This window comes from Oryzisolibacter sp. LB2S (genome assembly GCF_040732315.1).
GTDB lineage: Bacteria > Pseudomonadota > Gammaproteobacteria > Burkholderiales > Burkholderiaceae_C > Alicycliphilus > Alicycliphilus soli.
Genome location: NZ_CP160388.1, coordinates 2,230,979 through 2,253,209, shown reverse-complemented (window position 1 = coordinate 2,253,209; position 22,231 = coordinate 2,230,979). Strand labels below are relative to the sequence as shown.

Below are 22,231 nucleotides of genomic sequence, written 5' to 3'. Positions count from 1 at the left end.
GTACCGCCATGTCCAAGCCCCGCATCCTGGTGACGCGCCAGGTGTTCCCCGAGATCATCGACCTGCTGTCGCAGCATTTCGAGGTCGAGACCAACCCCGACGACGAGATGTGGAGCCAGGAGGAGCTCGCGCGCCGCCTGGCCGACAAGGACGGCGCCTTCACCACCGGCAGCCACCGCGTGGACGCCGCGCTGCTCGCGGCCTGCCCGCGCCTGAAGATCGTGGCCAACATGGCCGTGGGCTACAACAACTTCGACGTTGACGCCATGACGGCCGCGGGCGTGCAGGGCACGAACACGCCCGATGTGCTCACCGAAACCACGGCCGACTTCGGCTTTGCCCTCGTCATGGCCACGGCGCGGCGCATGGCCGAGGCAGAGCACTATCTGCGCGCCGGCCTGTGGAAGAGCTGGCGCTACGACATGTTTGCCGGCGCCGAGGTGCATGGCAGCACCCTGGCCATCCTGGGCATGGGGCGCATAGGCCAGGGCATTGCCAGGCGCGGCGCGCATGGCTTCGGCATGCGGGTGATCTACCACAACCGCTCGCGCCTCGCGCCCGCGCTGGAGCAGGAGTGCAGGGCGCGCTACGTGAGCAAGGACGAGCTGCTGGCCCAGGCCGACCACCTGGTGCTGGTGCTGCCCTACACGGCCGAGTCGCACCACGCCATTGGCGCGGCCGAGCTCGCACGCATGAAGCCCACGGCCACGCTGGTCAACATCGCGCGCGGCGGCATCGTGGATGACGCGGCGCTGGCCCAGGCGCTCAAGGAGCGGCGCATCGCCGCCGCGGGGCTGGACGTGTTCGAGGGCGAGCCCACCGTGCACCCGGCGCTGCTCGAAGTCCCCAACGTCGTGCTCACGCCGCATATCGCCAGCGCCACCGTGCCCACGCGCCTGGCCATGGCGCGGCTGGCGGCGGACAACCTCATCGCCTTCTTCGACGGGCGCGGCGCGCTCACGCCCGTGAACAGTCCGGCAAAATCTTGATAAAAATCGGCTCCAGCGTCCCATGGACGGGCGCTGACAGCTATCAAAACTGAAGTTTCAAATGACCCTGGAAATGATGGTTGCGCTGGCCCTGCTGGCGCTCGTCGTGCTGTTGCTGTGCGTGCTGCTGCTGCGCCGCCCGCGTGTGGATCTGCCGCCCGAGTGGCCGGCGCGCCTGCAGGCGCTCGAATCCGCCGTACAGGCCACGCAGCTGGCCGTGGCCAAGAACGAGGGCGCGCTCGATGCCATGGGGCAGCAGCTGCGCGCCTTCACGCAGGGCACGCAGGCCCTGATCGATGAACGCCTGGCCCAGGCCGCGCAGGAGTCGCGCACCAGCCGCACCGAGCTGCAGGCCGCGTTCGGCGCGCTGCATGCGCGCCTGGAGCAGGAGCTGGCGCAGGCGCGCGCCGACGCCAGCGGGGCAAGGGGCGAGCAGACGCAGGCGCTCGCGGCCTTTCGCGCCGAGCTCACGCAGACCGCGCAGCTGCTCACGGCCGACAGCCTGCGCACGCGCGAGGCCCTGGCCGAGAGCACGCAGCAGTTTGGCCAGCGCATCCAGGAGCGCTTCGAGGCGCTGACCCAGGCCACGCGCGGCACGCTCGATTCGCTCAAGGGCGATGTGCTGGGGCAGCTCGCCGCCATGTCGGGCGCGCTCAAGGACCAGCTCGCCGGCAACACGCAGCAGCTGCGCAGCCAGTTCTCGGGCCTGCAGGAGGCGGTGTCGCAGCAGCTCACGGGCCTGGTGGCCAGCAGCCAGCACAACGCCGAGGCGCTGCGCGGCACGCTCAACGAGCGCCTGGCGGCGATCCAGGGCGACAACGCGGCCAAGCTCGAGGAGATGCGCCGCACCGTGGACGAGAAACTGCACGCCACGCTGGAGCAGCGCCTGGGCGAGTCCTTCAAGCTCGTCAGCGAGCGCCTGGAGCAGGTGCACAAGGGCCTGGGCGAGATGCAAACCCTGGCCGGCAGCGTGGGGGACTTGAAGCGCGTCATGACCAACGTGAAGACGCGCGGCACCTGGGGCGAGATGCAGCTCGGCGCCATCATCGACAACGTGCTCACGCCCGCGCAGTACGAGAAGAACGTCAAGACCCAGCCCGGCAGCGACGAGCTGGTCGAGTTCGCCATCCGCCTGCCGGGCAAGAGCGAGGAGCAGCCCGTGTGGCTGCCGATCGACTCCAAGTACCCGGTCGAGCATTACCAGCGCCTGGTCGATGCCCAGGAGCAGGCCGACAAGGCGGCGATCGCCGCTGCCGGCAACGCCTTCGAGGCTTCGATCAAGCTGGAGGCGAAAAAGATCTTCGGCAAGTACGTCGCGCCACCCTACACCACGGACTTCGCCGTGCTCTACCTGCCCACCGAGGGCCTGTTCGCCGAGGTCATGCGCCGTCCCGGCCTGGTGGAGGCGGTGCAGAACGACTGCCGCGTGATGATCACCGGCCCGGCCAACCTCGCGGCCATGCTCAGCAGCCTGCAGATGGGCTTCAAGACCCTGGCCATCGAGAAGCGCTCCTCCGAGGTCTGGGGTGTGCTCGGCCAGGTGAAGACCGAGTTCGCCAAGTTCGGCGACGTGGTCGAGGCCACGCGCCGCTCCATCGACGCGGCGGCCAAGAAGTTCGAGCAGGTGGACGTGCGCACGCGCGCCATCCAGCGCCGGCTGCGCGGCGTGCAGGAACTGCCCGCGCCCGAGGCGGGCGCGGGTGCCGTGGGCGCGGAGCAGGTGTCCGGGCTGCTCATCGAGGATGAGGGCGAGTGAACTGGGGCTTTGCGCGCCTGATCCTCGGCCAGATCTGCATCCATGCCGCCATGACCGGCATGCGCATGGCCGCGCCGCTGCTGGCCCTGCGCGAAGGCCACAGCGCGGCCGCCGTGGGCGTGCTGCTGGCGCTGTTCGCGCTCACCCAGGTGTTCCTGGGCCTGCCCGCGGGGCGCTATGCGGACCGGCATGGCCTCAAGCGCCCGGTGCGCCGCGCCGTGGCCGCGGCCATGCTGGGCGCCGGCTCTGCGGCCGTCTGGCCGGTGTTCCCGGTGCTGTGTCTGGCGGCCCTGCTCACGGGCGGGGCCACCGGCGTGGCGATGATTGCGCTGCAGCGTCACGTCGGCCGAGCCGCGCACGACGCCAGCCAGCTCAAGCGCGTGTTCAGCTGGCTCGCCATCGGGCCGGCGGTGTCCAACTTTCTCGGGCCGTTCTGCGCCGGGCTGCTGATAGACCATGCGGGCGCGCAGGCGGGCGCCACCACGGGCTTTCGCGCCGCATTTGCACTGCTGGCCCTGCTGCCCATGACCACCTGGCTGTGGGTGCGCGGCACGCAGGAGCTGCCCCCCGTGGAGCCCAAGGCCGGCGGCGCTGCGCGCGCCTGGGACCTGCTCGCCGAGCCGGGCTTTCGCCGCCTGCTCATCGTCAACTGGGTGCTGTCCTCCTGCTGGGACGTGCACACCTTCGTCGTGCCGCTGCTCGGCTATGAGCGCGGGCTGTCGGCCTCGGTCATAGGCTCCATCCTGGGCGCCTTTGCCATTGCCGCGACGCTGATCCGCATGCTCATGCCGCTCATCGCCGACCACCTGCGCGAGGCGGCCGTGATCACCGCGGCCATGGTGGCCGCGGCGCTGCTGTTCGCCGTCTATCCGCTGCTGCCCAGCGCACTGGCGCTGGGCGCCTGCTCGGTGCTGCTCGGGTTTGCGCTCGGCTCCGTGCAGCCCATGATCATGAGCATGCTGCACCAGATCACGCCCGCGCACCGCCATGGCGAGGCGCTGGGCCTGCGCCTCGTGGCCATCAATGGTTCGAGCGTGGTGATGCCGCTGCTGTTCGGCTCGGCCAGCGCGCTGGTGGGCGTGGCCGGCCTGTTCTGGGTCGTGGGCGCGGTGGTGGGCCTGGGCTCGCGCCTGGCGTGGCGGCTGGGCGCCGGCGCCGCGGCGCAGCGCCATTGACCCCCTGACTACAGCTCGTAAAACGCGCGGATGATCTCCCAGGCCTCGGCCGGGTCGTCCGTGTAGTGGAACAGCTTGAGGTCGTCGGCGGAGACCGTGCCTTGTTCCACCAGCGCCTCGAAGTTGACCAGGCTCTTCCAGAAGGCTGAGCCGAACAGCACGATGGGCGCGGGCTTGGCCTTGCCGGTCTGCACCAGGGTCAGCACCTCGAACAGCTCGTCGAGCGTGCCAAAGCCGCCGGGGAATACCACCAGGGCCTTGGCGCGCATCATGAAGTGCATCTTGCGCAGCGCAAAGTAGTGGAACTTGAATGACAGCGAGGGCGTGATGTAGCGGTTGCCGCTTTGCTCGTGCGGCAGCGTGATGTTCAGGCCTATGGTCGGCGCGCCGGCCTCGTAGGCGCCGCGGTTGGCGGCCTCCATGATGCCGGGGCCGCCGCCCGTGCAGATGTAGATGCGTTCGGCCGCCGGGCGGGTCTGGCTGTAGTCGGCCACCAGGCGCGCAAAGCGCCGGGCTTGGTCGTAGTAGAAGGCGTTCTTCACGGCGCGCTCGGCGCGCCGGATGCGCTCGGCGTCGCCGCTGGCGCGCGCCTGGGTCAGCTGCTCGGCCGCGTCCTCGGGGGCGACGAAGCGTGCGCTGCCATAGACCACCACGGTGTGCTCTATGCCTTGCTCGGCCTGCTCCAGATCGGGCTTGAGCAGCTCGAGCTGAAAGCGGATGCCGCGCGTCTCGCGGCGCAGCATGAACTCGGGGTCGGTGAACGCCAGGCGGTAGGAGTCGGGGTGCAGCGGGTTGCCCGCCACGGCGTAGTTGTGCAGCTCGGCCCAGGCGTTGGCGAGGCGGCTGTCTTGGAGGTCGGTGTTCGCTTGCATGATGAAGGTATCGGAGAAATGGCCGCCCGCTTGAACGGCGGTGCGTTGCCGCAGTGTACGCGGTGATTCTATGGAAACAGGCCTCCAGCGCTTGTGTATTAAGCCCGAGAAGCTATTGAAAAAGTAGTAATAATCAAAGTTTGACCGCGCCGCGCAGCAGGCCCCAGCTGTGCAGTCCGGCCCAGGTCAGGCACAGCGACCCGGCCACATGCAGCAGGCCCAGGCCGAGCGCCAGCGCCACGCGCTGCTGCTGCAGCAGGCCCAGCACCTCGGCCGAGAAGGTGGAGAAGGTGGTCAGTGCGCCCAGAAAGCCTGTGACGAGCAGCAGCCGCCAGGCCGGGTCGAGCTGCGGCAGGGAGTCAAACAGCCCCAGGCACAGGCCTATGAGGTAGCCGCCGATGAGGTTGGCCGCCAGCGTCCCCCAGGGCAGCAGCGTGCCCTGGGTGTTGAGCCACAGGCCCAGCCGCCAGCGCGCCAGGGCGCCGGCACAGGCGCCGAGGCAGATGGCAAGAGCGTGCAGCATCGCGGCATTGTAGGCAGGGGGGGCATGACCCTCCGGCCATCAGCGCGGCGCAATCTCCTGCCAGGCCTGCACGGCCGCGAGCACGGTGTGCATCTGCACCTCGTGGGCGAAGCGAAAGGCCGCGCCGCACACCGTCTCGTCGGGAAACTCGCTGATCAGCGTGACGGGCGCGTCGTGCGCGGTCTGTACCTGCATGCAGGCCGTGCCGTGCAGCACCTCGAAGGGCATGGGGCCGGCGTGGCGCTCATAGAGCGCGCGCTGGCGCGCGTTGAACTCGGCCAGGCCCGGCACCTCGGCCAGGCGCGCGCACACGGCCTCTAGCAGGGCGCGCGCCGGCTGCTGCCAGCCGGCGTGGTGGCGCAGGATGAGGAAGAAGCCCTTGGGCAGCATCCACTGCTCGAAGCCGCGCGGCACATAGCCCGACAGCGGCCGCGTCCACTCGTGCGCGGGGTAGCCGTGCAGGTTCACGTGCAGCCGGGCGCCCGACAGGGCCAGCGCCTGCTGGCGCGCCTCGCGCTCGTACAGCGGGGCGCCGTCGCGGCATTCCACGTCGTCGCCCAGGGCGGTGTAGCGCGCCGCGTGGTGCATGTGGCCCGGGTGCTGGCGGCACAGTTCGCGGTGCAGGGCGTAGCCGTCGGGGTTCTCGAGCGCGATCAGCGCGAAATGCGCGCTCGGCTGCGCAAGCAGCGCCTGGGCCGCGCGCAGCGCCCCCACCACGCCCGAGGTCTCGTTGGCATGCTGGCCGCCGCTGATGAACACCGGCTGCTGAGCGCCGCGCACATATTGCCCCCACACGGCGCGGCCCTGGCGCGTGCGCGCGCCAAAGCGCTCGCCGGGCCAGGCGTTCAGGGTGTGGGCGATGCCGTCGGGCGATGGCGCGGCGCTCAGGTCGGCAAGCGGCGTATTCAGTGCCTCTGCCGGTCCCTGGGCCAGCGCATCCTGCGCCGTGGCGTCAAAGGGCTGCAGGCTGACCTGCACGCGCACCTCGGCCGCGCCCAGGCGCACATCGGGCACGATCTGGCCGGGCTGCAGGCGCCGGTCGCCCACGGGGCGGCCGCTGTGCTGCTGGAAGAACTCGAGCAGCGAGAAATACAGGTCCTCGTGCAGCGCCTCGGCCGTGCTGATCGCCTCATCCGCCCAGGCGATGGGCTGTTCGTAGCCGGGCAGGTCCACGCGCATCTGCAGGCGCTCGAAGTAGGGCTCCTGCCGTGGCCAGGGGTGGTCGCGCACGGTCTGAATGATCTGGGCAAAGGCCTGCTCGTAGTCGGTCGTCTCGGCGCGGTCGAGCAGGTCGGCCGCACCGGCCTGCGTGCCCACGCGCAGCCAGCCCGTGGGCGAGAGCACGGCCGCGCCGGTCACGTCCTGGTGGCTGCGGTTGGGCGCCCACATCTCTTGGTGGATGCGCGTGCCGTCCTGCAGCAGCAGCTCGACGTCGTAGCGGGGCAGGGCGTCGGCGCGCGCCTCGAGCCGCAACGCGTCGCCCGGCAGCAGGGCCGCGAGAGGGTAGGCCTCGAGCCGAAAGCGCTGCGCCGGCCCGGTCTGCGCCGTGGGGTAGCGCACCAGGGCGGAGCGCAGGCGCGCGCAGTCCACCTGGTCGATGAAATGCTGCACCAGCGGCTTGTAGGCGCTGTGCAGGCGCGCATGCACGCCGGCCGCGGCCAGCTGCCGCTCGGCGGCGCGGCGCGCGGCCTGGCCCTCGAACAGCCAGCCCTCGACATGGCGGCCGCGCCATTCGGGCCGCGAGAAGCGCCGCACCCACAGGTCCAGCGTGCGCTCGATGCGCAGATCGAGCAGCGTGCTGCCCTGGTTGGCGTTGGTCATGGCATACCCTGCAGTTGGCGAGAGAGACGATTATGGGCGGCTATGCTGCGGGGCGGCGGCGCGGCCCGGCCGGGCCTGCATGGCGGGTAGATTCAATGCCAAAATGGCCTCTAGCACGCACCAGACAAGCGCGAGCAGCTCTACTTTTTGATTTTCAACAGGAGACCGTGAACATGAAACTCGACTTCCAGGGCCGCGTGGCCATCGTGACGGGCGCCGGCGGCGGCCTGGGCCGCCAGCATGCGCTGGCGCTGGCGGCGCGTGGCGCCAAGGTGCTGGTCAACGATCTGGGCGGGGCCGTGGACGGCAGCGGCGGCTCGGTCGGCGCCGCCCAGGCCGTGGTGGACGAGATCCGCGCCGCGGGCGGCCAGGCGCTGGCCAATGGCGCGTCGGTGACCGACTTCGCCGCCGTGCAGGCCATGGTGCAGCAGGCCGCCGACGCCTGGGGCCGCGTGGACATTCTGGTGAACAACGCCGGCATCCTGCGCGACAAGAGCTTTGCCAAGATGGACATGGCCGACTTCGCCCTCGTGGTGCAGGTGCACCTGATGGGCGCGGCGCATTGCTGCAAGGCCGTGTGGCCGCTGATGCAGGCGCAGAACTACGGCCGCATCGTCATGACGACCTCGTCGACGGGCCTGTACGGCAACTTCGGCCAGGCCAACTACGGCGCGGCCAAGCTCGCCCAGGTGGGGCTGATGCAGACCCTGGCCATCGAGGGCGCCAAGCATGGCATCCACGTGAACGCGCTCGCGCCCACGGCCGCCACGCGCATGACCGAGGGGCTGATGCCCGAAGAGGTGCTGGCGCGGCTCGCGCCCGAGGCCGTGGTGCCCGCCATGCTGGTGCTGGCGCACGAGAGCGCGCCCACGCGCACCATCCTCTGCGCCGGCGCGGGCAGCTTCGAGGCCGCGCACATCACGCTCACCCGCGGCATCCACCTGGGCCAGGGGGGCGATGTGCCCGAGCAGCTGGCCGCGCGCCTGGCCGAGGTGTGCGAGCGCGCGGGCGAGCAGGTGCCGGCCAGCGGCCTGGCCCAGGGCCAGAACGAGATCGGCCTGGCCATGGCGGCCGCGGTGCGGGCGTAGGGCGCAGAGTCCCCGCTGCGCGCCGGCGCTTGCGGCGGCCGTCAGCGGGGCAGCGGCCGGGCGTGCTATGTTCCAGCCCCTTTCAGAACAAGCCAAGCGCACACAATGAGCACATTGCAACAGCGAATCGCAGCCCTGCCGGCCGACCGCCTGGCGGGCATGCGCCGCGGCATGGAAAAAGAAGGTCTGCGCGTCCTGCCCACCGGGGGCCTGGCGCTCACGCCGCATCCGCAGGCGCTGGGCTCGGCCCTCACGCACCCGAGCATCACCACCGACTACAGCGAATCGCAGATCGAACTCATCACCGGCGCGCACCAAAGCGTCGAGGCCTGCCTCGACGAGCTCACCGAGATCCACCAGTACGTGCTGCGCACCCTGCAGCAGGAGGGCGGCGAGCTGCTGTGGGTGTCGAGCATGCCCTGCGGCCTGCCCACGGACGAGACCATTCCCATCGGCCGCTATGGCAACTCGCACATCGGCCGCGCCAAGAGCATCTACCGCATGGGCCTGGCGCACCGCTACGGGCGGCGCATGCAGACCATCTCGGGCATTCACTACAACTGGTCGCTGCCCGGCGTGACGAGCGAGGAATACTTTGCGCTGATCCGCAACTTCCGCCGCAACGCCTTCGTGCTGCTGTACCTGTTTGGCGCCTCGCCCGCGCTCTGCCCCTGCTTCGTCGAGGGCCGCGCGCACAGCCTACAGCCGCTGGGCGACGCGGGCCAGGCGCTGTACCTGCCCCATGCCACCTCGCTGCGCATGGGGCGCCTGGGCTACCAGAGCGACGCCCAGGCCAGCATCGACGTGAGCTACAACGGCCTGTCGGGCTATGCCGACTCGCTGCACGAGGCCTTGACGCAGCCCTATCCGGCCTACGAGGCCATAGGCATACGCAACATCGGCGGCGACTACAACCAGCTCGGCACCAGCCTGCTGCAGATAGAGAACGAGTTCTACGGCACCATCCGCCCCAAGCGCACCGTGCGCCGCGGCGAGCGCCCGCTGCACGCGCTGCGCGAGCGCGGCGTGGAGTATGTCGAAGTGCGCCTCATGGACCTGGACCCGTTCGAGAGCGTGGGCATCACGGCGCAGACCATGCGCCTGCTGGACGTCTTTCTGCTCCACTGCCTGCTGACCGACAGCCCGCCCGACACGCCTGCCGAAATCGCCGAGTGCAAGCACAACCAGCACCAGACGGCCGAACGGGGGCGCGAACCCGGCCTGCTGCTGCAGCAGGGCGGCCAGAGCGTTGCGCTGACCGAATGGGCCGGGCAGATCCTGTCCGAATGCGCGCCCATCGCCGCGGCGCTGGATCGCACCCAGGGCACGGACGACTACGGCCAGGCCCTGCGCCACGCCCAGGCCGTGCTGGCCGACAGCACGCTGGCGCCGTCTGCGCGCGTGCTCGCGGCCATGCGGGAGCAGCCCGGCTGCGGCTTCGAGGCCTTTGCCTTTGCGCGCTCGCAGCAGGCACGCGACCGGCTGCTGGCCCTGCCCTGGAGCGCGGCGCAGCAGGCGCGCTACGAGGCGCTGGCCGCGCAGTCGCTGGCCGACCAGAGGGACATAGAGGCGCAGGACCAGCTGCCCTTCGAGGAATGGCGCCAGCAGTACATGGACCCGCGCCAGCTCGGCTGACCCTTCAGCGACGCGCGCTACATTCGCGCCATGCCCCGCACCTTTGAATCCCGCCTGCGCACGGCGCGCCGCGTGCTGCTGTCGCACTACGTTGCCAATGGCGCCGCGGGGGCGCTGGGGCTGCTCGTCATCTCCACGCTGGTGCATGTGCTGCTCGGCAGCGCCGCAGCGGCCGCCGCCACGGTGGGCGTCATCGCCGCCATCCCGCCGGACACACCCGCGCCGCGCCGCGGCAAGCTGCTGCACATGCTGCCCGCGCCACTCCTGGCCATGCCGCTGTTCCTCGTGGTGCAGCGTCTGCATGACCAGCCCTGGCTGCTGGGCCTGGTCATCGTGCCCGCGGCCTTTCTGGCCTTTCTGGCCATGGCCTGGGGCAAGCGCGGTGCGCCCGTGGCCATAGCCGCGGTGCTGGCCATGGTGTTCTCCATGGCCGTGCCCCCACCACCCGAGGGCGAGGGCTGGCGCGCGGCCCTGGTGACCACTTCCCACTTCGCGCTGGGTGCGCTGCTGTTCCTGCCCGGGGCCGTGCTGGCCAACCACCTGCTCAACGGGCGCTACCGCGTGCAGCTCATCAGCGACGTGCTGCTCTCGCTCGCGGCGCTGATGCGGCTGCAGGCCGTGCAGTTCACGCCCGTGGTCGCCGTGGGCGAGCGCGACAACCCGCTCATGGGATCACTGCTGCTGCGCCAGGCCACGCTGGCCGACCAGCTGCAGTCGGCGCGCGACATCGTCTTCGAAACCCCCGGCAGTGCGCGCCAGCAGGAGCTCGCAGGCATGCTCTTGTGCGCGCTGGAGATGCGCGACCACCTGCTGGCCAGCGCCCTCGATCTGGAGCAGGTGCGCCGCCGCCCCGAGGAGGCCGGCGCCCTGGCGCTGCTGCGCACCGAGCTGCTGGCCCAGGCCGACGCCCTCGAGGCGTTGGCCGACGCGCTGCTGCTCGGGCGCAAGCCCGCGCCGCAGGACAGGCCGCGCCCCGACCTCGGCGCGCTGCAGGCGCCGGCGCAGACAGGCTTCAGCGCGGAGCGCCTGACACGCGCCATGGCCTACCGCATCGGCCATATCCACGACGAGGTGGGCCAGCTCATCGCCCTGGCGCGCGGCGAGCTGGCGCCCGACCTGGCGCTGGTGCGCGTGTACTGGCAGATGTTCGTCAGCCCCACGGGCTGGGGCTGGAAGCCCTTTCTGGGCCTGTGGCGCTGGCGCGCCGCGCCACTGCGCCACGCGCTGCGCGCTGCGCTGGCCATAGGCGCGGGCTTCGCGCTGTCGCAGCTGCTGCCTTGGCGCGAGCATGCCTACTGGATCGTGCTGACCATCGTCGTCGTGCTGCGCGGCAGCCTCGCGCAGACGCTGGAGCGGCGCAACGAGCGCGTGGCCGGTACGCTGCTGGGCTGTGTGCTGGCATCCGCCGTGCTTGCGGCCGAGCTGCCGCATTGGGCGCTGCTGGTCTGCGTGACCGTGGCCCAGGCCGTCACGCACGCGTTCACGCTGCAGCGCTACCTGATCACCGCCGTGGCCGCCACCGTGCTCGGCCTGGTGCAGGCGCATCTGCTGGGCGCGGGCGGCAGCCCGGCCTTCGTGCTGCTCGAGCGCATGGCCGACACGGTGCTCGGCGCCGGCATCGCCTGGGCCTTCGCCTATGTGCTGCCCTCGTGGGAGCGCCAGCAGATCCCGGCCCTGGTGGCGCGCACGCTGGCCGCGCAGACGCGCCACGCGCGCGAGGCCCTGGCCCTGGGCCAACTGCAGGCCGTGGACAACCGGCCGGAACTGGCCTGGCGCCTGGCCCGGCGCGAGGCCTACGACAGCCTGGGCGCCCTGGTGCAGGCCACCGCCCGCGCCTGGAAGGAGCCGCGCGCCGTGCGCCCGCCGCTGGCGCCGCTCGAGCGCATGCAGGCGCATTGCTACCAACTGCTGGCGCAGCTCACCGCCGTCAAATCCATGCTGCTGCTGCGCCGCGGCCACCTGCGCAGCGAGGATGTGCAGGAGCCGCTCGCCGCATCGGCCCAGCAACTGCAGGCCCTGCTGACCGGCGAGACCCAGGCCACCGCACCCGCCGCGGGGCCCGAAGAGGCGGACGGCGCGGCCCAGCTGCCGCCGCTGGTCGAGGCCGACCTGGCCCCCTGGCTGCTGCGCCGCCTGCGCCTGGCCGAGGAACTGGCCGGGCAGCTGCGCGAGGAGGCGATGGCGGTGGTGACGCCGCTCAGGGGCGATGACGCCCGCCCCAACGCCTGATGCCGTAGCGCACCAGCAGCGCACCCCCCAGCACCAGCGCAAACCACCCCGCCAGATACACCTGGGCCATGAGCTCGCGCACGTCGGGCGAGCGTGCCAGGTAGGGCGCGAGCAGGATGATGGCGCCGATCAGCGCGCAGACCGCGCCCTTGAGCAGCAGCTCGGAATCCTGTGTGCGCTTGTCGTGGGAGGTCATGGGGCGATTATCCTTGGCGCCTTCCCCCGTTTTGATCAGTGAAAGTACAGCCCCATGGCCATTCAGTGGTTCCCCGGTCACATGCACCTGACGCGCAAGGCGATAGGCGAGCGCATCAAGGACATCGACGTCGTGATCGAGCTGCTGGACGCGCGCCTGCCGGGCTCGAGCGCCAACCCGCTGCTGGCCGAGCTCACGGGGCACAAGCCCGCGCTCAAGGTGCTCAACAAGCAGGATCTGGCCGACCCCGCGCGCACCACCGCCTGGCTGGCCTGGTACAACGCGCGGCCCGAGACCAGCGCGATTGCGCTCGATGCCTCGGACACCGCGCCCGCGCGCCGGCTTATTGACGCCTGCCGCCAGCTTGCGCCCAATCGGCGCGGTCTCTCGCGGCCCATGCGGGTGCTGATCTGCGGCATCCCCAACGTGGGCAAGTCCACGCTGATCAACACCATGTCGGCCAAGCGCCAGGCCAAGACCGGGGACGAGGCCGGCATTACCAAGCAGGAGCAGCGCATCGTGCTCGACGATGACTTCTACCTCTGGGACACGCCCGGCATGCTGTGGCCGCGCATCATCGTGCCCGAGAGCGGCTATCGCCTGGCCGCCAGCGGGGCCGTGGGTCGCAACGCCTACGACGAGGAGGAGGTGGCGCTGGAGATGCTGGCCTACTTGAAGCACAACTACGCCGCGCTGCTCGATGCGCGCTACAGGCTGGGGCTGGACGCGGCCGCCCTGGCCGGCGTGCATGACGACGAGCTGCTCGCGCTGATCGCACGCAAGCGCGGCGCCGTGATGAGCGGCGGGCGCCTGAACCTGCAAAAGGCCGCCGAGATCGTGCTCACCGACCTGCGCAGCGCCGCCATCGGGCGCGTGACGCTCGAGAGCGTGCAGGACTACGAGGCCTGGCTGGCCGCCGCGCAGGTGCAGGAACAGGCCCGCGCCCAGCGCAAGGCCGAGCAGCGCAAGCGCAACGAGCGCCGCGCGCGCAATGCGCCGCGTGATGAGGCTTGAGGTTGGAGTTATTGGTCAAAACGGGCTCTGACGCTTTGCCAGCAAGCGCAATCAGCTATTGAAACAGTAGCTTTTCAGCCGTTGTCGTGGGCGACATCCGCATCCCCGCCGTCATCCCCGTGCAGGCGGGGATGACCTGGACGGATCAGCGCTTCATGGACTGCCCCGGGATGAAGCCCCGCCTGAGCACGGGTGGTGTGCGCTGCAAGCAGGAACGGGCATCGCCTGCGGCCACCGTCACCACAGGAGCGGCTCCGGCGCGTCGTCCCAGAAGATCAGGCGCCAGGCCTCGACATAGCGTGAGGTGCTGACCAGGTAGGGGTCGGTGGCGCTGCTTCTGCGCAGCAGGACCAGGTAGCCGCCGGCCGTGCCCACGGCCAGGCCGTGGCCGTCCGGTGCGGGGGCGATGTGGCGGATGGCGCCGCCGATCCGGTGGCGCCACAGCACGCCGCCGTCCTGGGCCAGGCCCAGCAGGTCGCCATCGGCGCCGCCGCGCAGCGTCACGCCATGGGCCATGGCCTCGGCTGCGGTGGGCGGGGTGGCCGGCCACTGGTCCCGGGGCAGGGGAGCCGGGCTCTGCCCATCGGCGCCGACCTGCCACCATGTGGATGCGGATTCGGATTCGGATGCAGATGCGGATGCGGCTGGCGATGCGGGTTCGGCCGCGCCCGCATGCGCCGCCACGCGGGCCAGCAGCGTGCCGTCTGCGCGCCACAGCAGCCGCTCCACGGCCCGGCCATGGCCGGCCGCATGGCGCTCATGGGCGCCGGGGGCAAAGCCGAAGCGGCGGTGAAAGCGCGCCCACAGGTCGGCGTCAGCGCGCGCGTGCACGGTGCGGGCCAGTTGCAGCACGGTCGGGGCCAGGGCGACGCGCGGGTCGGCCAGGGGCGGGGGAGCGTCTGCGCCCGGTGCCGAAGTGGCCGCATCGCCGGCAGCGGGCCGGTCCGCCCATTGCGCGCGCACCAAGGCCGCGTGGCTGCGGCCCATGGCCTGCCATTCGTCGGACAGGGCCATGACGGCCGGGCCCAGGACGGTGGCGTCCGGCGCATCCGGGGCATCAGGGGCCGAGGGCGACGGGCATGGCAGGGCCGGGGCGCGTGCGGCGGGATTGGGCTCGCAGGACTGCGGCGCCCGCTGCTCGCGCTCGTGCTCGGTGTGGAGCTGGCGCTCGATGTCGGTGAACAGGCGCAGCAGCCGCGCCATGTGCTGCACGGCGTCGTTGCCCAGCGGGCGGCGCGTGTCGCTCTGGCGCTGGCCGCAGCTGAGCAGCAGGCCCGGTGGGTGGGCCGTGCCCGGGGGCTGGGCGTCGTCGTCCAGCATGTCGATCTGGTAGCAGGCGTGGGCGTCGTCGTCTTCGTCCCCAGGCTGCTCGTTGCCGTTGCGCCAGCACAGCTTGAGCGCGCGGCCCCATTGGCGGGCACCTTGCTGGCCGGGCTGGCGCGCGCCCACCCAGACCTCGCCCTGCCACCAGCCATTGCGCTCGGGGTCGTACCAGTCGTTGTAGCGCAGCGTGAACACGGGCAGCAGCGTGAGGGCCCGCACGCGCTCGGGGGTGAGCGCGGCGTGCAGGCGCGCGCGCAGCGGCCGGCCCGCGCGGCGCTGGCCCTCGGCCAGGCGCCAGTAGTCGATGACGCCGCGCCAGGCCTGGGTGCAGGCCTGCAGGGCGTCGGCGCAGGCGGCGTCCTGCGCGAGCGGCTGCCAGGGGCCGGGCCGGCCGCTGGCGTCGTAGCGGCGGTACTGGCGCTGCAGGCCGTCGACGACTGCAGGCTGCACCGGCTGGCGCAGCCGGGCCCAGGCCTGGCTCAGCAGGTTGGCGCGCGCGGCGCCTGCGTCGGGCAGGCCGAGCCAGAAGTCCCAGCGCTTCCAGATGGTGATGAACAGGGCGTCGTGGTAGGCGTCCTGGTCCTCGTCCACATGGCGGCGCGTGAACAGAAAGTCCGTCTGCCCGAACCAGCCCGCGGCCTTGTGCTGGCCGGCGTCGGGCAGGGCCACGCGCAGCAGCCGGCGCAGGTGGTCGGCATGCAGGGCCTCGCCGGGGCAGAGGCTGTCGTCGCGCGGCAGGTCGGTGTCCTCGGCGTCGGGTGGAATGGGGGCGGCTGTGCGGGCTCGGGTGGGCATGGCGCTTGGGGCTCGGGGTCGGGACAGGGCAGTGCGGGGCGGGGCGGTGCCGTCAGGGGCAGAGCCAGGGCAGGCTGGCCAGGCGCTGCCAGTCCTGCCAGGGTGCGTCGCCCGGCCCCTGTGCGAGGGGCCAGGGCAGGCCGCTGTCTATGGTCAGCAATCGCCCATCCTGCGGGTGGGGCAGCTCCAGGCGCCAGGCATGCAGCCACAGCCGCTGCAGGCCCAGGCGCGCGGCCCACCAGCGGTTGAGCGGGCCCTTGCCATGTGTGGCGTCGCCGAGGATGGGGTGGGCGATGTGCTTGAGGTGCCTGCGGATCTGGTGGCGCCGGCCGGTCGTGGGCTCGGCCAGCACCAGGCTGGCGCGGGTGCTGGCGTGGCGCGCGTCGATGGCCTCGGGGTAGTCGAGCCGCGCCAGGCAGCGCACATGGGTGTGCGCGCTCTGCACCGGGGCGTCGGGCGGGGCGTCATCGGGGCGCAGCGGGTGGTCGACATCGGCGCTGGCCGGCGCCCAGCCGCGCACCAGGGCCAGGTACTGCTTTCTGACCGCGTGGCGCGCAAAGGCATCGGCCAGCGCGCGCGCCGCGGCCGGGTGCAGGGCCATGACGAGCACGCCGCAGGTGCCCTTGTCGAGCCGGTGCACGGGGTAGACATGCTGGCCGATCTGGTCGCGCAGGGCCTGCAGGACGAAGCGCGTCTCGCCGCCGTCGAGCCCGGTGCGGTGCACCAGCCAGCCCGCGGGCTTGTACAGGGCCACCATGTGCGCGTCCTGCCACAGCAAGTGCAGCGGTGGGTGGGGTGGTGAGGGTGGGTGCACGGCGGATGGGGGCAGGGCGGCGGGCACAATGCGCCGCCATGATGATGAGTTCACGTTCCACGATTTTGCCGCTGCCCCTGGTGGCCGCGCCCCACAACGACGACCCCCAACCCCTGGTGCTCTACCACGGCCGCTGCGCCGACGGCTTCTGCGCCGCGCTCGCGGCCTGGCGCTTCTATGGCGGGCAGGTCGAATGCCTGGGCCTGTCGCATGGCCAGGTGAGCTCGCTGGCCGACCTGCCGCCGCTCGATGGCCGCGCCGTCTATGTGCTGGACTTCGCCTTTGCGCCCGCGCTGCTGGCCGAGATCGACGCGCGCGCCGCAAAACTCGTGCTGCTCGACCACCACAAGAGCGCGGCCGAGGAGCTTGCGGGCTTTGCATGCCGCTGCGGCGCGCTGCACTTCGACATGGCCAAGTCCGGCGCGCGCCTGGCCTGGGAGTTCTTCCACCCCGATGCGCCGCTGCCCGACCTGGTGCGCTTTGTCGAGGACCGTGACCTCTGGGCCTGGCAATACCCCGAGACGGCGGGCTTTGTCGCGGCGCTGGACATGGAGCCGTTCGATTTTGCGCGCTGGCAGCAGATAGCGGATTTTGCGCCCGGCGAGACCGCGGCCTTCGTCGCGCGCGGCCAGGCCATGGACGAGAAGTTCCGCCACCTGGCGCAGGACGTGGCCGGCGGCGCGCGGCCCCTCGTCTTCAACGGTCAGCAGGGGCTGATGGTCAACGCCCCGGGGGCCTTTCACAGCCTGGTGGGCGAGATGCTGTCGCGCCAGAGCGGCAGCTTTGCGCTGATGTGGGCCGTGGGCAAGGACGGGCAGGTCAAGGTGGGCCTGCGCTCGCAGCGCGGCTACGACTGCTCGCCCCTGGCCGTGAGCATGGGCGGCGGCGGCCATGCCCAGGCCTGCGGCTTTCGCCTGCCGCCCGAGCGCCTGGGCGAGCTGCTCAGCGGGCGGTTCGATGCCTGAATCCGGTCAATGAGCGGTGGGTGTTGGCGAGAAAGCCGCCGTCATTTCCGCGAGCGCGGGGATCCCGGTGCCAAGCCGTTTTCTGCGTAGACCACGGCGCAGTCATCCCCGCGAAAGCGGGGATCCCGGTGCCGCCCGCGCCGTTGCTTCATGGCTTCTGTGGATCCCCGCTTGCGCGGGGATGACGGGTCAAACACCACGGCGCAGGGCACTTCGGTGGATCCCCGCTTGCGCGGGGATGCCGGGTCTTTTTGCAAGCCGAGCCAGGCAGATCGACAGGTTCTGCTGCTTGTGCCGTTTTGGCAATGAATAGGCCTCCAAGGCTTGTACGGCAAGCGCTGATAGCTATTTAATTGCTAGTGCGCTTGTACTGGCGCCGATAGTCCCAGGGCGCGAGCGGCCGCTTTTGTGACCACAGGCCCGTGCGCCGCCGGCGCGCCTGGCGCTCGAGCGCCACGAGGTCGGGGTGCTGCGCGGCCTGCGGCGCATAGACCCAGGCCAGGCCCGCGCCCACCTGGGCCGCGGCCACGTCGCGGCCCTGGCAGTGCACCTGGGCCAGGGTGCGGCCATAGTGGTCGTGGCCCAGGCGGTACAGGCGCGCCTGCTGGCGAAAGCACAGCTGGGCCAGACCCTGTCTTGCACGCTGGCCAAAGGCCTGGCGGCTCTCGGGCGCGTCGATGGCGGAGATGCGCACGCGCTCGCGCCGCCAGGCGCCGGGGCCGCCGCAGCGCGCGGTGAGGGTGTCGCCATCATGGATGGCGACGACGAGGCAGAGCAGGGCGGCGGCGGATGCGGGCATGGACAGGGCCAAAGAGACAGGCCAAAGAGACAGGCCAAAGAGACAGGCCAAAGGGGCGGCACTATACCCGCGCCAATGGGCTCCGCAGCGGAGCTGCGTGCCTGCCCGAAATTTGGGCAATGCGCCGCAAGCCAATACGGGCGCGGCCTGCGCGGGTTTGTCCCGGTGCTTGTCCACAGGTCGGCCCACAGCCGGTGGGCATAACTTGCGGCGCGATCGCCGACAATCACGGGCTTTGCTTCTTTGCCCCGTCTGCCGTGATCAAAGGCCTGGCCGCGTCCATCGTGGCGTCCGTTCTGTTTGGCGCCATGTACTACCTGGCGCCGCTGCTCGCGCCCCTTGATGGCGAGCAGATCTTTGGCTGGCGCGTGCTGGCCACGCTGCCGTTCACCACGGTGCTGCTGCTCTGGCGCGGGCAATGGCCGCGCGTGCGCCTGCTGGCCCTGCGCGTGCGGCGCCGGCCTGCTCTGGCGCTGGCCCTGCTGGCGAGCGCGGCGCTGCTGGGTGTGCAGCTGTGGCTGTTTCTCTGGGCGCCGCTGCATGGGCGGGCGCTGCCGGTGTCGCTGGGCTACTTTCTGCTGCCGCTGGTGATGGTGCTGGCCGGCAAGCTGATCTACCGCGAGCAGCTCTCGCGCCTGCAGTGGCTGGCCACGCTGCTCGCGGCCCTGGGCGTGGCGCACGAGGTGCTGCGCGCGGGCGGCATGTCGTGGGAGACCTGGCTCGTGGCGCTGGGCTACACGGTGTACTTCGTGCTGCGCCGGCAGCTGTCCACCGACCACCTGGGCGGCCATTGGCTGGACATGCTGCTGCTCGTGCCCGCGGCGCTGTGGTTTGTGCAGCGCGCGCCCTCGTCCGTCGAATTGGTGGCGGGCCATGGCCACCTCTGGGCCATGGTGCCGGTGCTGGGCGTGGTCAGCGCCGTGGCGCTGGCGCTGTACATGGCTGCCAGCCGCCTGCTGCCGCTGGGGCTGTTCGGCCTGTTGAGCTATGTGGAGCCGGTGCTGCTGGCGCTGGTGGCGCTGCTGCTGGGCGAGACCATTGGCCCCGAGCAATGGCCGAGCTACGGGCCCATCTTCGCCGCCGTGGCGGTGCTGGTGCTCGACGGTGCGCTGCGCCTGCGTTCTGCGCCAGAAAAATGAGAGAAAACGGCTTTGGCGCTTGTGGGGCGAGCGCTGTCAGCTATCGTTTTTGGTAGTGTGTGCGGGGCGCGACCACCGGTTTCACCTCGTCCCAATGCCCCGGCGCCAGGCCATCGAGTGTGTACGGCCCTATGGCCGCGCGCACCAGGCGCAGCGTGGGGTGGCCGACGGCGGCGGTCATGCGGCGCACCTGCCGGTTGCGGCCCTCGCGGATGACGAGCTCTATCCAACTGTCCGGGATGCTCTGGCGCACGCGTATCGGCGGGTCGCGCGGCCACAGGGCGGGTGCCGGGTCGAGCCGGCGCACGCGCGCGGGCAGGGTGGGGCCGTCGTTCAGGCGCACGCCGGCGCGCAGGGCGGCGAGCGCGGCGTCGTCGGGAATGCCCTCGACCTGCACCCAGTAGGTCTTCTCCATCTTGTGGCGCGGGTCGCTGATGCGCGCCTGCAGCGCGCCGTCGTCGGTCAGCAGCAGCAGGCCCTCGCTGTCGGCGTCCAGGCGCCCGGCCACGTAGACGCCGGGCAGGGCGATGAAGTCCTTGAGGCCGCGCCAGCGCCCCTCGGGCGTGAACTGGCTGAGCACGCCGTAGGGCTTGTTGAAGCGGATCAGGCGCGCCGTCATGCGGGCAGGAACAGGGCCGGGTCGACCATGGTGCGGTTGAGCATGACGCCCCAGTGCAGGTGCGGCCCGGTCACGCGCCCCGTGGCGCCCACGCGGCAGAAGGCGTCTCCGGTCTGCAGGCTGTCGCCCGGCCGGCAGTCCACGCCGCTCAGGTGGCAGTACATGCTGAGCAGGCCGCCGCCATGGTCGAGCCAGACCGTGCCGCCGTTGAAGAAATAGTCGCCCACGTCGATCACCCGGCCCGCCAGCGGCGCGACGATGGGCGTGCCCGTGGCGGCAGCGATGTCCATGCCGCTGTGCGGATTGCGCGCCTGGCCGTTGAACACGCGGCGCAGGCCGAAGCTGCTTGAGCGCCGGCCGGGCACGGGCTGGATCATCGTGAGCCGCTCGGGCAGCGGCGTGGAGAAGGTGGCCATGACCTGCTGCTGGTGCGCGCGCTCGCGCTCGTGGCGCGCGAGGTCCTCGGGCGCCAGATCCACGGTGCGCGGCGCCACGCTCAGGCGCTGCTCTCGGTACTGCTTGGCCGCCACGCGGTAGGTGATGCGACGCGCGGGCGCGCCGGCCGTCGCCTGCAGCGTCACATGGGCCTGGCCGACGCGGGCCGACAGCGGGATGCCGACGATGGCCGTCCAGGCCAGGGCGTCGCCCAGCACCAGCACCGGGACATCGCCCGCGCGCACCACGGGGCGCTCGGGCGCGGGGCCCAGGTCCAGCAGGGCCACGCCGCCGGGCACATGCAGCGCGCGGGGCCAGGCGTCATTGGAGGCGGGGTGGGCGTGCGCCGGCAGGGCCTGCGTGGGCAGCAGCGCCAGGCCCAGGGCCTGCAGCAGGCTGCGGCGCCGGGCGCCAGGGGGTGGAAGGGGGAGGGAGGGGCGGTCGGGCATGGAATTCACGGCGCGCAGTGTAGTACCCGCAATCACCGTGGTGGTGCATGAGGTTTCGGCGGCCCTGCGCGGCGATGCCTGGCCGATAATCCGGGCCAATGCCCCGGGTGCCAGGTGCCCGGGGCATTGTCACGTGTGGGGCGCGCAGCGCCCCGCTGGTTCAACCTTTTTGTCTGAAAGCAGATTCACCATGCGTCAAGAACATGACTTCATTGGTATCAAGACCATTCCTCCGGACGCCTACTGGGGCGTGCACACGGCCCGCGCCGTCGAGAACTTTCCCATCACCGGCCACAGCGTGGCCCAGATGCCCGCGTTGATCCGGGCCTTTGCCTTCGTCAAGAAGGCCGCCGCCCACGCCAATCTGCAGCTGGGCGTGATCAACACCACCCAAGCCGACGCCATTGCCAAGGCCTGCGACGACCTGATCGCCGGCCAGTTGCACGACCAGTTCGTCGTGGACGTGATCCAGGGCGGCGCCGGCACCTCCACGAACATGAATGCCAATGAGGTGATCGCCAACCGTGCCCTGGAGCACCTGGGATTGCCCAAGGGCCGCTACGACGTGATCCACCCGAACGACCACGTCAACGCATCGCAGAGCACCAACGACACCTATCCCACGGCCGTCAAGATGGCCACCTGGTTCGGCATCCAGGAGCTGCTCACGGCACTGGCGGCGCTGCGCGGCGCCTTCGAGACCAAGGCGCGCGAGTTCGCCACCATCCTGAAGATAGGCCGCACCCAGCTGCAGGACGCCGTGCCCATGACGCTGGGCCAGGAGTTCGAGGCCTTCGCCGCCATGGTCGCCGACGACGAGCGCCGTCTGCGCGAGTCCGCCTCCCTGATGTGCGAGGTCAACATGGGCGGCACGGCCATCGGCACGGGCATCAACGCGCCCGTGGGCTATGTGGACGTTGTCACGCCCCGGCTGGCCGAGCTCTCGGGCGTGCCCGTCAGGGCCGCGAGCAACCTGATCGCCGCGACCTCCGACACCGGCGCCTTCGTCGACATCTCGGGCGTGCTCAAGCGCATCGCGGCCAAGCTGTCCAAGATCAGCAACGACCTGCGCCTGCTGTCCTCGGGCCCGCAGGCCGGCGTGGCCGACATCAAGCTGCCCGCGCGCCAGGCGGGCTCGTCCATCATGCCGGGCAAGGTCAACCCGGTGATCCCCGAGGTGATGAACCAGGTGTGCTTCGAGGTGATTGGCAACGACGCCGCGATCACCATGGCCTGCGAGGCCGGCCAGCTGCAGCTCAACGCCTTCGAACCGCTCGTCGCCTGGGCGCTGCACAAGAGCCTGCACCACCTGGGCCGCGCCTGCCACACGCTGCAGGTCAACTGCGTGGAGGGCATCGTCGCCAACGAGGACCTGCTCGACGAGCGCATTGCCGAGTCCGTGACGCTGGTGACGGCGCTCAACCCGCTGATCGGCTACGAAAAGGCCGCGGCCATCGCCAAGGCCGCCATCGCCACGGGCAAGCCCATCGCCCAGGTGGCCGAGGACCTGGGCATCATGAGCCAGGCCGAGATGCAAAAGCTGCTGGTGGCCGAGCGGCTGACCCACGCTGGCGCCATCAAGTCCAACGACTGAC

Annotated in this window: 19 protein-coding genes; 10 read left to right on the top strand and 9 right to left on the bottom strand. The window is 71.1% G+C overall.

What is annotated here, in order from left to right; translation table 11 throughout:
- Window positions 1–8: 8 nt before the first annotated feature.
- The 3 genes from ABUE11_RS10640 to ABUE11_RS10630 all read left to right on the top strand — a co-directional run bounded on the left by ABUE11_RS10640 (window position 9) and on the right by ABUE11_RS10630 (window position 3,920).
- On the top strand, window positions 9–989 hold the full coding sequence (locus ABUE11_RS10640; RefSeq protein WP_367065297.1) for a D-glycerate dehydrogenase: 981 nt from the start codon (window positions 9–11) through the stop codon (window positions 987–989).
- Window positions 990–1,050: 61 nt separating this feature from the next.
- The gene (rmuC, locus tag ABUE11_RS10635; RefSeq protein ID WP_367065296.1) at window positions 1,051–2,745 is read left to right on the top strand and encodes a DNA recombination protein RmuC; all 1,695 of its coding nucleotides are present in this window, start codon (window positions 1,051–1,053) and stop codon (window positions 2,743–2,745) included.
- Window positions 2,742–3,920: an MFS transporter gene (locus ABUE11_RS10630; protein ID WP_367065295.1), complete on the top strand. Its 1,179-nt coding sequence runs from the start codon at window positions 2,742–2,744 to the stop codon at window positions 3,918–3,920. Before rmuC ends, ABUE11_RS10630 begins: the two co-directional genes overlap by 4 nt.
- 8 nt (window positions 3,921–3,928) lie before the next feature.
- Here the strand turns inward: ABUE11_RS10630 and ABUE11_RS10625 are convergent, their stop codons facing one another.
- The 3 genes from ABUE11_RS10625 to ABUE11_RS10615 all read right to left on the bottom strand — a co-directional run bounded on the left by ABUE11_RS10625 (window position 3,929) and on the right by ABUE11_RS10615 (window position 7,136).
- Complete coding sequence (locus tag ABUE11_RS10625) at window positions 3,929–4,792, bottom strand: TIGR00730 family Rossman fold protein (RefSeq protein ID WP_367065294.1); 864 nt, start codon at window positions 4,790–4,792, stop codon at window positions 3,929–3,931.
- A 133-nt stretch (window positions 4,793–4,925) separates the two neighbouring features.
- Window positions 4,926–5,315 carry a fluoride efflux transporter CrcB gene (gene crcB / locus ABUE11_RS10620; RefSeq protein ID WP_367065293.1) on the bottom strand — a complete coding sequence of 130 codons (390 nt, stop codon included), beginning with the start codon at window positions 5,313–5,315 and terminating at the stop codon, window positions 4,926–4,928.
- 39 nt (window positions 5,316–5,354) lie between these two features.
- Entirely contained in the window at window positions 5,355–7,136 is a 1,782-nt protein-coding gene (locus tag ABUE11_RS10615; protein ID WP_367065292.1) for a peptidase M14, read from the bottom strand.
- A gap of 173 nt (window positions 7,137–7,309) precedes the next feature.
- Here ABUE11_RS10615 and ABUE11_RS10610 point away from each other — a divergent pair, with 173 nt between their 5' ends.
- The 3 genes from ABUE11_RS10610 (at window position 7,310) to ABUE11_RS10600 (ending at window position 12,088) form a co-directional block, all read left to right on the top strand.
- On the top strand, window positions 7,310–8,224 hold the full coding sequence (locus ABUE11_RS10610) for an SDR family NAD(P)-dependent oxidoreductase (protein ID WP_367065291.1): 915 nt from the start codon (window positions 7,310–7,312) through the stop codon (window positions 8,222–8,224).
- Between the two features lie 105 nt (window positions 8,225–8,329).
- A complete protein-coding gene (gene gshA / locus ABUE11_RS10605; protein WP_367065290.1) occupies window positions 8,330–9,859 on the top strand; it encodes a glutamate--cysteine ligase in 1,530 nt (509 codons plus the stop codon).
- A gap of 30 nt (window positions 9,860–9,889) precedes the next feature.
- Window positions 9,890–12,088, top strand: a complete 2,199-nt coding sequence (locus ABUE11_RS10600) for an FUSC family membrane protein (protein WP_367065289.1) — start codon at window positions 9,890–9,892, stop codon at window positions 12,086–12,088.
- Here ABUE11_RS10600 and ABUE11_RS10595 read toward each other — a convergent pair.
- Window positions 12,057–12,284 (bottom strand): hypothetical protein, encoded by a 228-nt coding sequence (locus ABUE11_RS10595; RefSeq protein ID WP_367065288.1) that lies wholly within the window; start codon window positions 12,282–12,284, stop codon window positions 12,057–12,059. The two genes, ABUE11_RS10600 and ABUE11_RS10595, sit on opposite strands and share 32 nt — an antisense overlap.
- Window positions 12,285–12,338: 54 nt before the next feature.
- Here ABUE11_RS10595 and ylqF point away from each other — a divergent pair, with 54 nt between their 5' ends.
- Window positions 12,339–13,298, top strand: a complete 960-nt coding sequence (ylqF, locus tag ABUE11_RS10590) for a ribosome biogenesis GTPase YlqF (protein WP_367065287.1) — start codon at window positions 12,339–12,341, stop codon at window positions 13,296–13,298.
- A 237-nt stretch (window positions 13,299–13,535) separates the two neighbouring features.
- Here ylqF and ABUE11_RS10585 read toward each other — a convergent pair whose 3' ends face one another.
- Window positions 13,536–15,416: a hypothetical protein gene (locus ABUE11_RS10585; protein WP_367065286.1), complete on the bottom strand. Its 1,881-nt coding sequence runs from the start codon at window positions 15,414–15,416 to the stop codon at window positions 13,536–13,538.
- Between the two features lie 52 nt (window positions 15,417–15,468).
- Window positions 15,469–16,173, bottom strand: a complete 705-nt coding sequence (locus tag ABUE11_RS10580; RefSeq protein WP_367068801.1) for a pseudouridine synthase — start codon at window positions 16,171–16,173, stop codon at window positions 15,469–15,471.
- A 95-nt stretch (window positions 16,174–16,268) separates the two neighbouring features.
- On the opposite strand from ABUE11_RS10580, the gene ABUE11_RS10575 reads away from it, so the two are divergent.
- Window positions 16,269–17,195, top strand: a complete 927-nt coding sequence (locus tag ABUE11_RS10575; protein ID WP_367065285.1) for a DHHA1 domain-containing protein — start codon at window positions 16,269–16,271, stop codon at window positions 17,193–17,195.
- A gap of 349 nt (window positions 17,196–17,544) precedes the next feature.
- Here ABUE11_RS10575 and ABUE11_RS10570 read toward each other — a convergent pair whose 3' ends face one another.
- Window positions 17,545–17,994, bottom strand: a complete 450-nt coding sequence (locus tag ABUE11_RS10570) for a thermonuclease family protein (protein WP_367065284.1) — start codon at window positions 17,992–17,994, stop codon at window positions 17,545–17,547.
- A gap of 257 nt (window positions 17,995–18,251) precedes the next feature.
- Here ABUE11_RS10570 and rarD point away from each other — a divergent pair, with 257 nt between their 5' ends.
- Entirely contained in the window at window positions 18,252–19,133 is an 882-nt protein-coding gene (gene rarD / locus ABUE11_RS10565) for an EamA family transporter RarD (protein ID WP_367065283.1), read from the top strand.
- Window positions 19,134–19,173: 40 nt separating this feature from the next.
- On the opposite strand, the gene ABUE11_RS10560 is transcribed toward rarD, so the two are convergent.
- Both ABUE11_RS10560 and ABUE11_RS10555 read right to left on the bottom strand, forming a co-directional pair.
- Complete coding sequence (locus tag ABUE11_RS10560; protein ID WP_367065282.1) at window positions 19,174–19,752, bottom strand: pseudouridine synthase; 579 nt, start codon at window positions 19,750–19,752, stop codon at window positions 19,174–19,176.
- Window positions 19,749–20,636, bottom strand: a complete 888-nt coding sequence (locus ABUE11_RS10555) for a peptidoglycan DD-metalloendopeptidase family protein (RefSeq protein WP_367068800.1) — start codon at window positions 20,634–20,636, stop codon at window positions 19,749–19,751. Before ABUE11_RS10555 ends, ABUE11_RS10560 begins: the two co-directional genes overlap by 4 nt.
- 190 nt (window positions 20,637–20,826) lie before the next feature.
- Between ABUE11_RS10555 and ABUE11_RS10550 the strand changes: the two genes are divergently transcribed.
- A complete protein-coding gene (locus ABUE11_RS10550; RefSeq protein WP_367065281.1) occupies window positions 20,827–22,230 on the top strand; it encodes an aspartate ammonia-lyase in 1,404 nt (467 codons plus the stop codon).
- Window position 22,231: the final 1 nt, after the last annotated feature.

Excerpts from the sequence above, each read along its gene's own strand:
- ABUE11_RS10640 (WP_367065297.1), top strand. The coding sequence starts at position 9 with ATGTCCAAGCCCCGCATCCTGGTGACGCGCCAGGTGTTCCCCGAGATC.
- rmuC (WP_367065296.1), top strand. The coding sequence starts at position 1,051 with ATGACCCTGGAAATGATGGTTGCGCTGGCCCTGCTGGCGCTCGTCGTG.
- ABUE11_RS10625 (WP_367065294.1), bottom strand. The coding sequence starts at position 4,792 with ATGCAAGCGAACACCGACCTCCAAGACAGCCGCCTCGCCAACGCCTGG.
- crcB (WP_367065293.1), bottom strand. The coding sequence starts at position 5,315 with ATGCTGCACGCTCTTGCCATCTGCCTCGGCGCCTGTGCCGGCGCCCTG.
- ABUE11_RS10615 (WP_367065292.1), bottom strand. The coding sequence starts at position 7,136 with ATGACCAACGCCAACCAGGGCAGCACGCTGCTCGATCTGCGCATCGAG.
- ABUE11_RS10610 (WP_367065291.1), top strand. The coding sequence starts at position 7,310 with ATGAAACTCGACTTCCAGGGCCGCGTGGCCATCGTGACGGGCGCCGGC.
- gshA (WP_367065290.1), top strand. The coding sequence starts at position 8,330 with ATGAGCACATTGCAACAGCGAATCGCAGCCCTGCCGGCCGACCGCCTG.
- ABUE11_RS10600 (WP_367065289.1), top strand. The coding sequence starts at position 9,890 with ATGCCCCGCACCTTTGAATCCCGCCTGCGCACGGCGCGCCGCGTGCTG.
- ABUE11_RS10595 (WP_367065288.1), bottom strand. The coding sequence starts at position 12,284 with ATGACCTCCCACGACAAGCGCACACAGGATTCCGAGCTGCTGCTCAAG.
- ylqF (WP_367065287.1), top strand. The coding sequence starts at position 12,339 with ATGGCCATTCAGTGGTTCCCCGGTCACATGCACCTGACGCGCAAGGCG.
- ABUE11_RS10585 (WP_367065286.1), bottom strand. The coding sequence starts at position 15,416 with ATGCCCACCCGAGCCCGCACAGCCGCCCCCATTCCACCCGACGCCGAG.
- ABUE11_RS10580 (WP_367068801.1), bottom strand. The coding sequence starts at position 16,173 with ATGGTGGCCCTGTACAAGCCCGCGGGCTGGCTGGTGCACCGCACCGGG.
- ABUE11_RS10575 (WP_367065285.1), top strand. The coding sequence starts at position 16,269 with ATGATGATGAGTTCACGTTCCACGATTTTGCCGCTGCCCCTGGTGGCC.
- ABUE11_RS10570 (WP_367065284.1), bottom strand. The coding sequence starts at position 17,994 with ATGCCCGCATCCGCCGCCGCCCTGCTCTGCCTCGTCGTCGCCATCCAT.
- ABUE11_RS10560 (WP_367065282.1), bottom strand. The coding sequence starts at position 19,752 with ATGACGGCGCGCCTGATCCGCTTCAACAAGCCCTACGGCGTGCTCAGC.
- ABUE11_RS10555 (WP_367068800.1), bottom strand. The coding sequence starts at position 20,636 with ATGCCCGACCGCCCCTCCCTCCCCCTTCCACCCCCTGGCGCCCGGCGC.
- ABUE11_RS10550 (WP_367065281.1), top strand. The coding sequence starts at position 20,827 with ATGCGTCAAGAACATGACTTCATTGGTATCAAGACCATTCCTCCGGAC.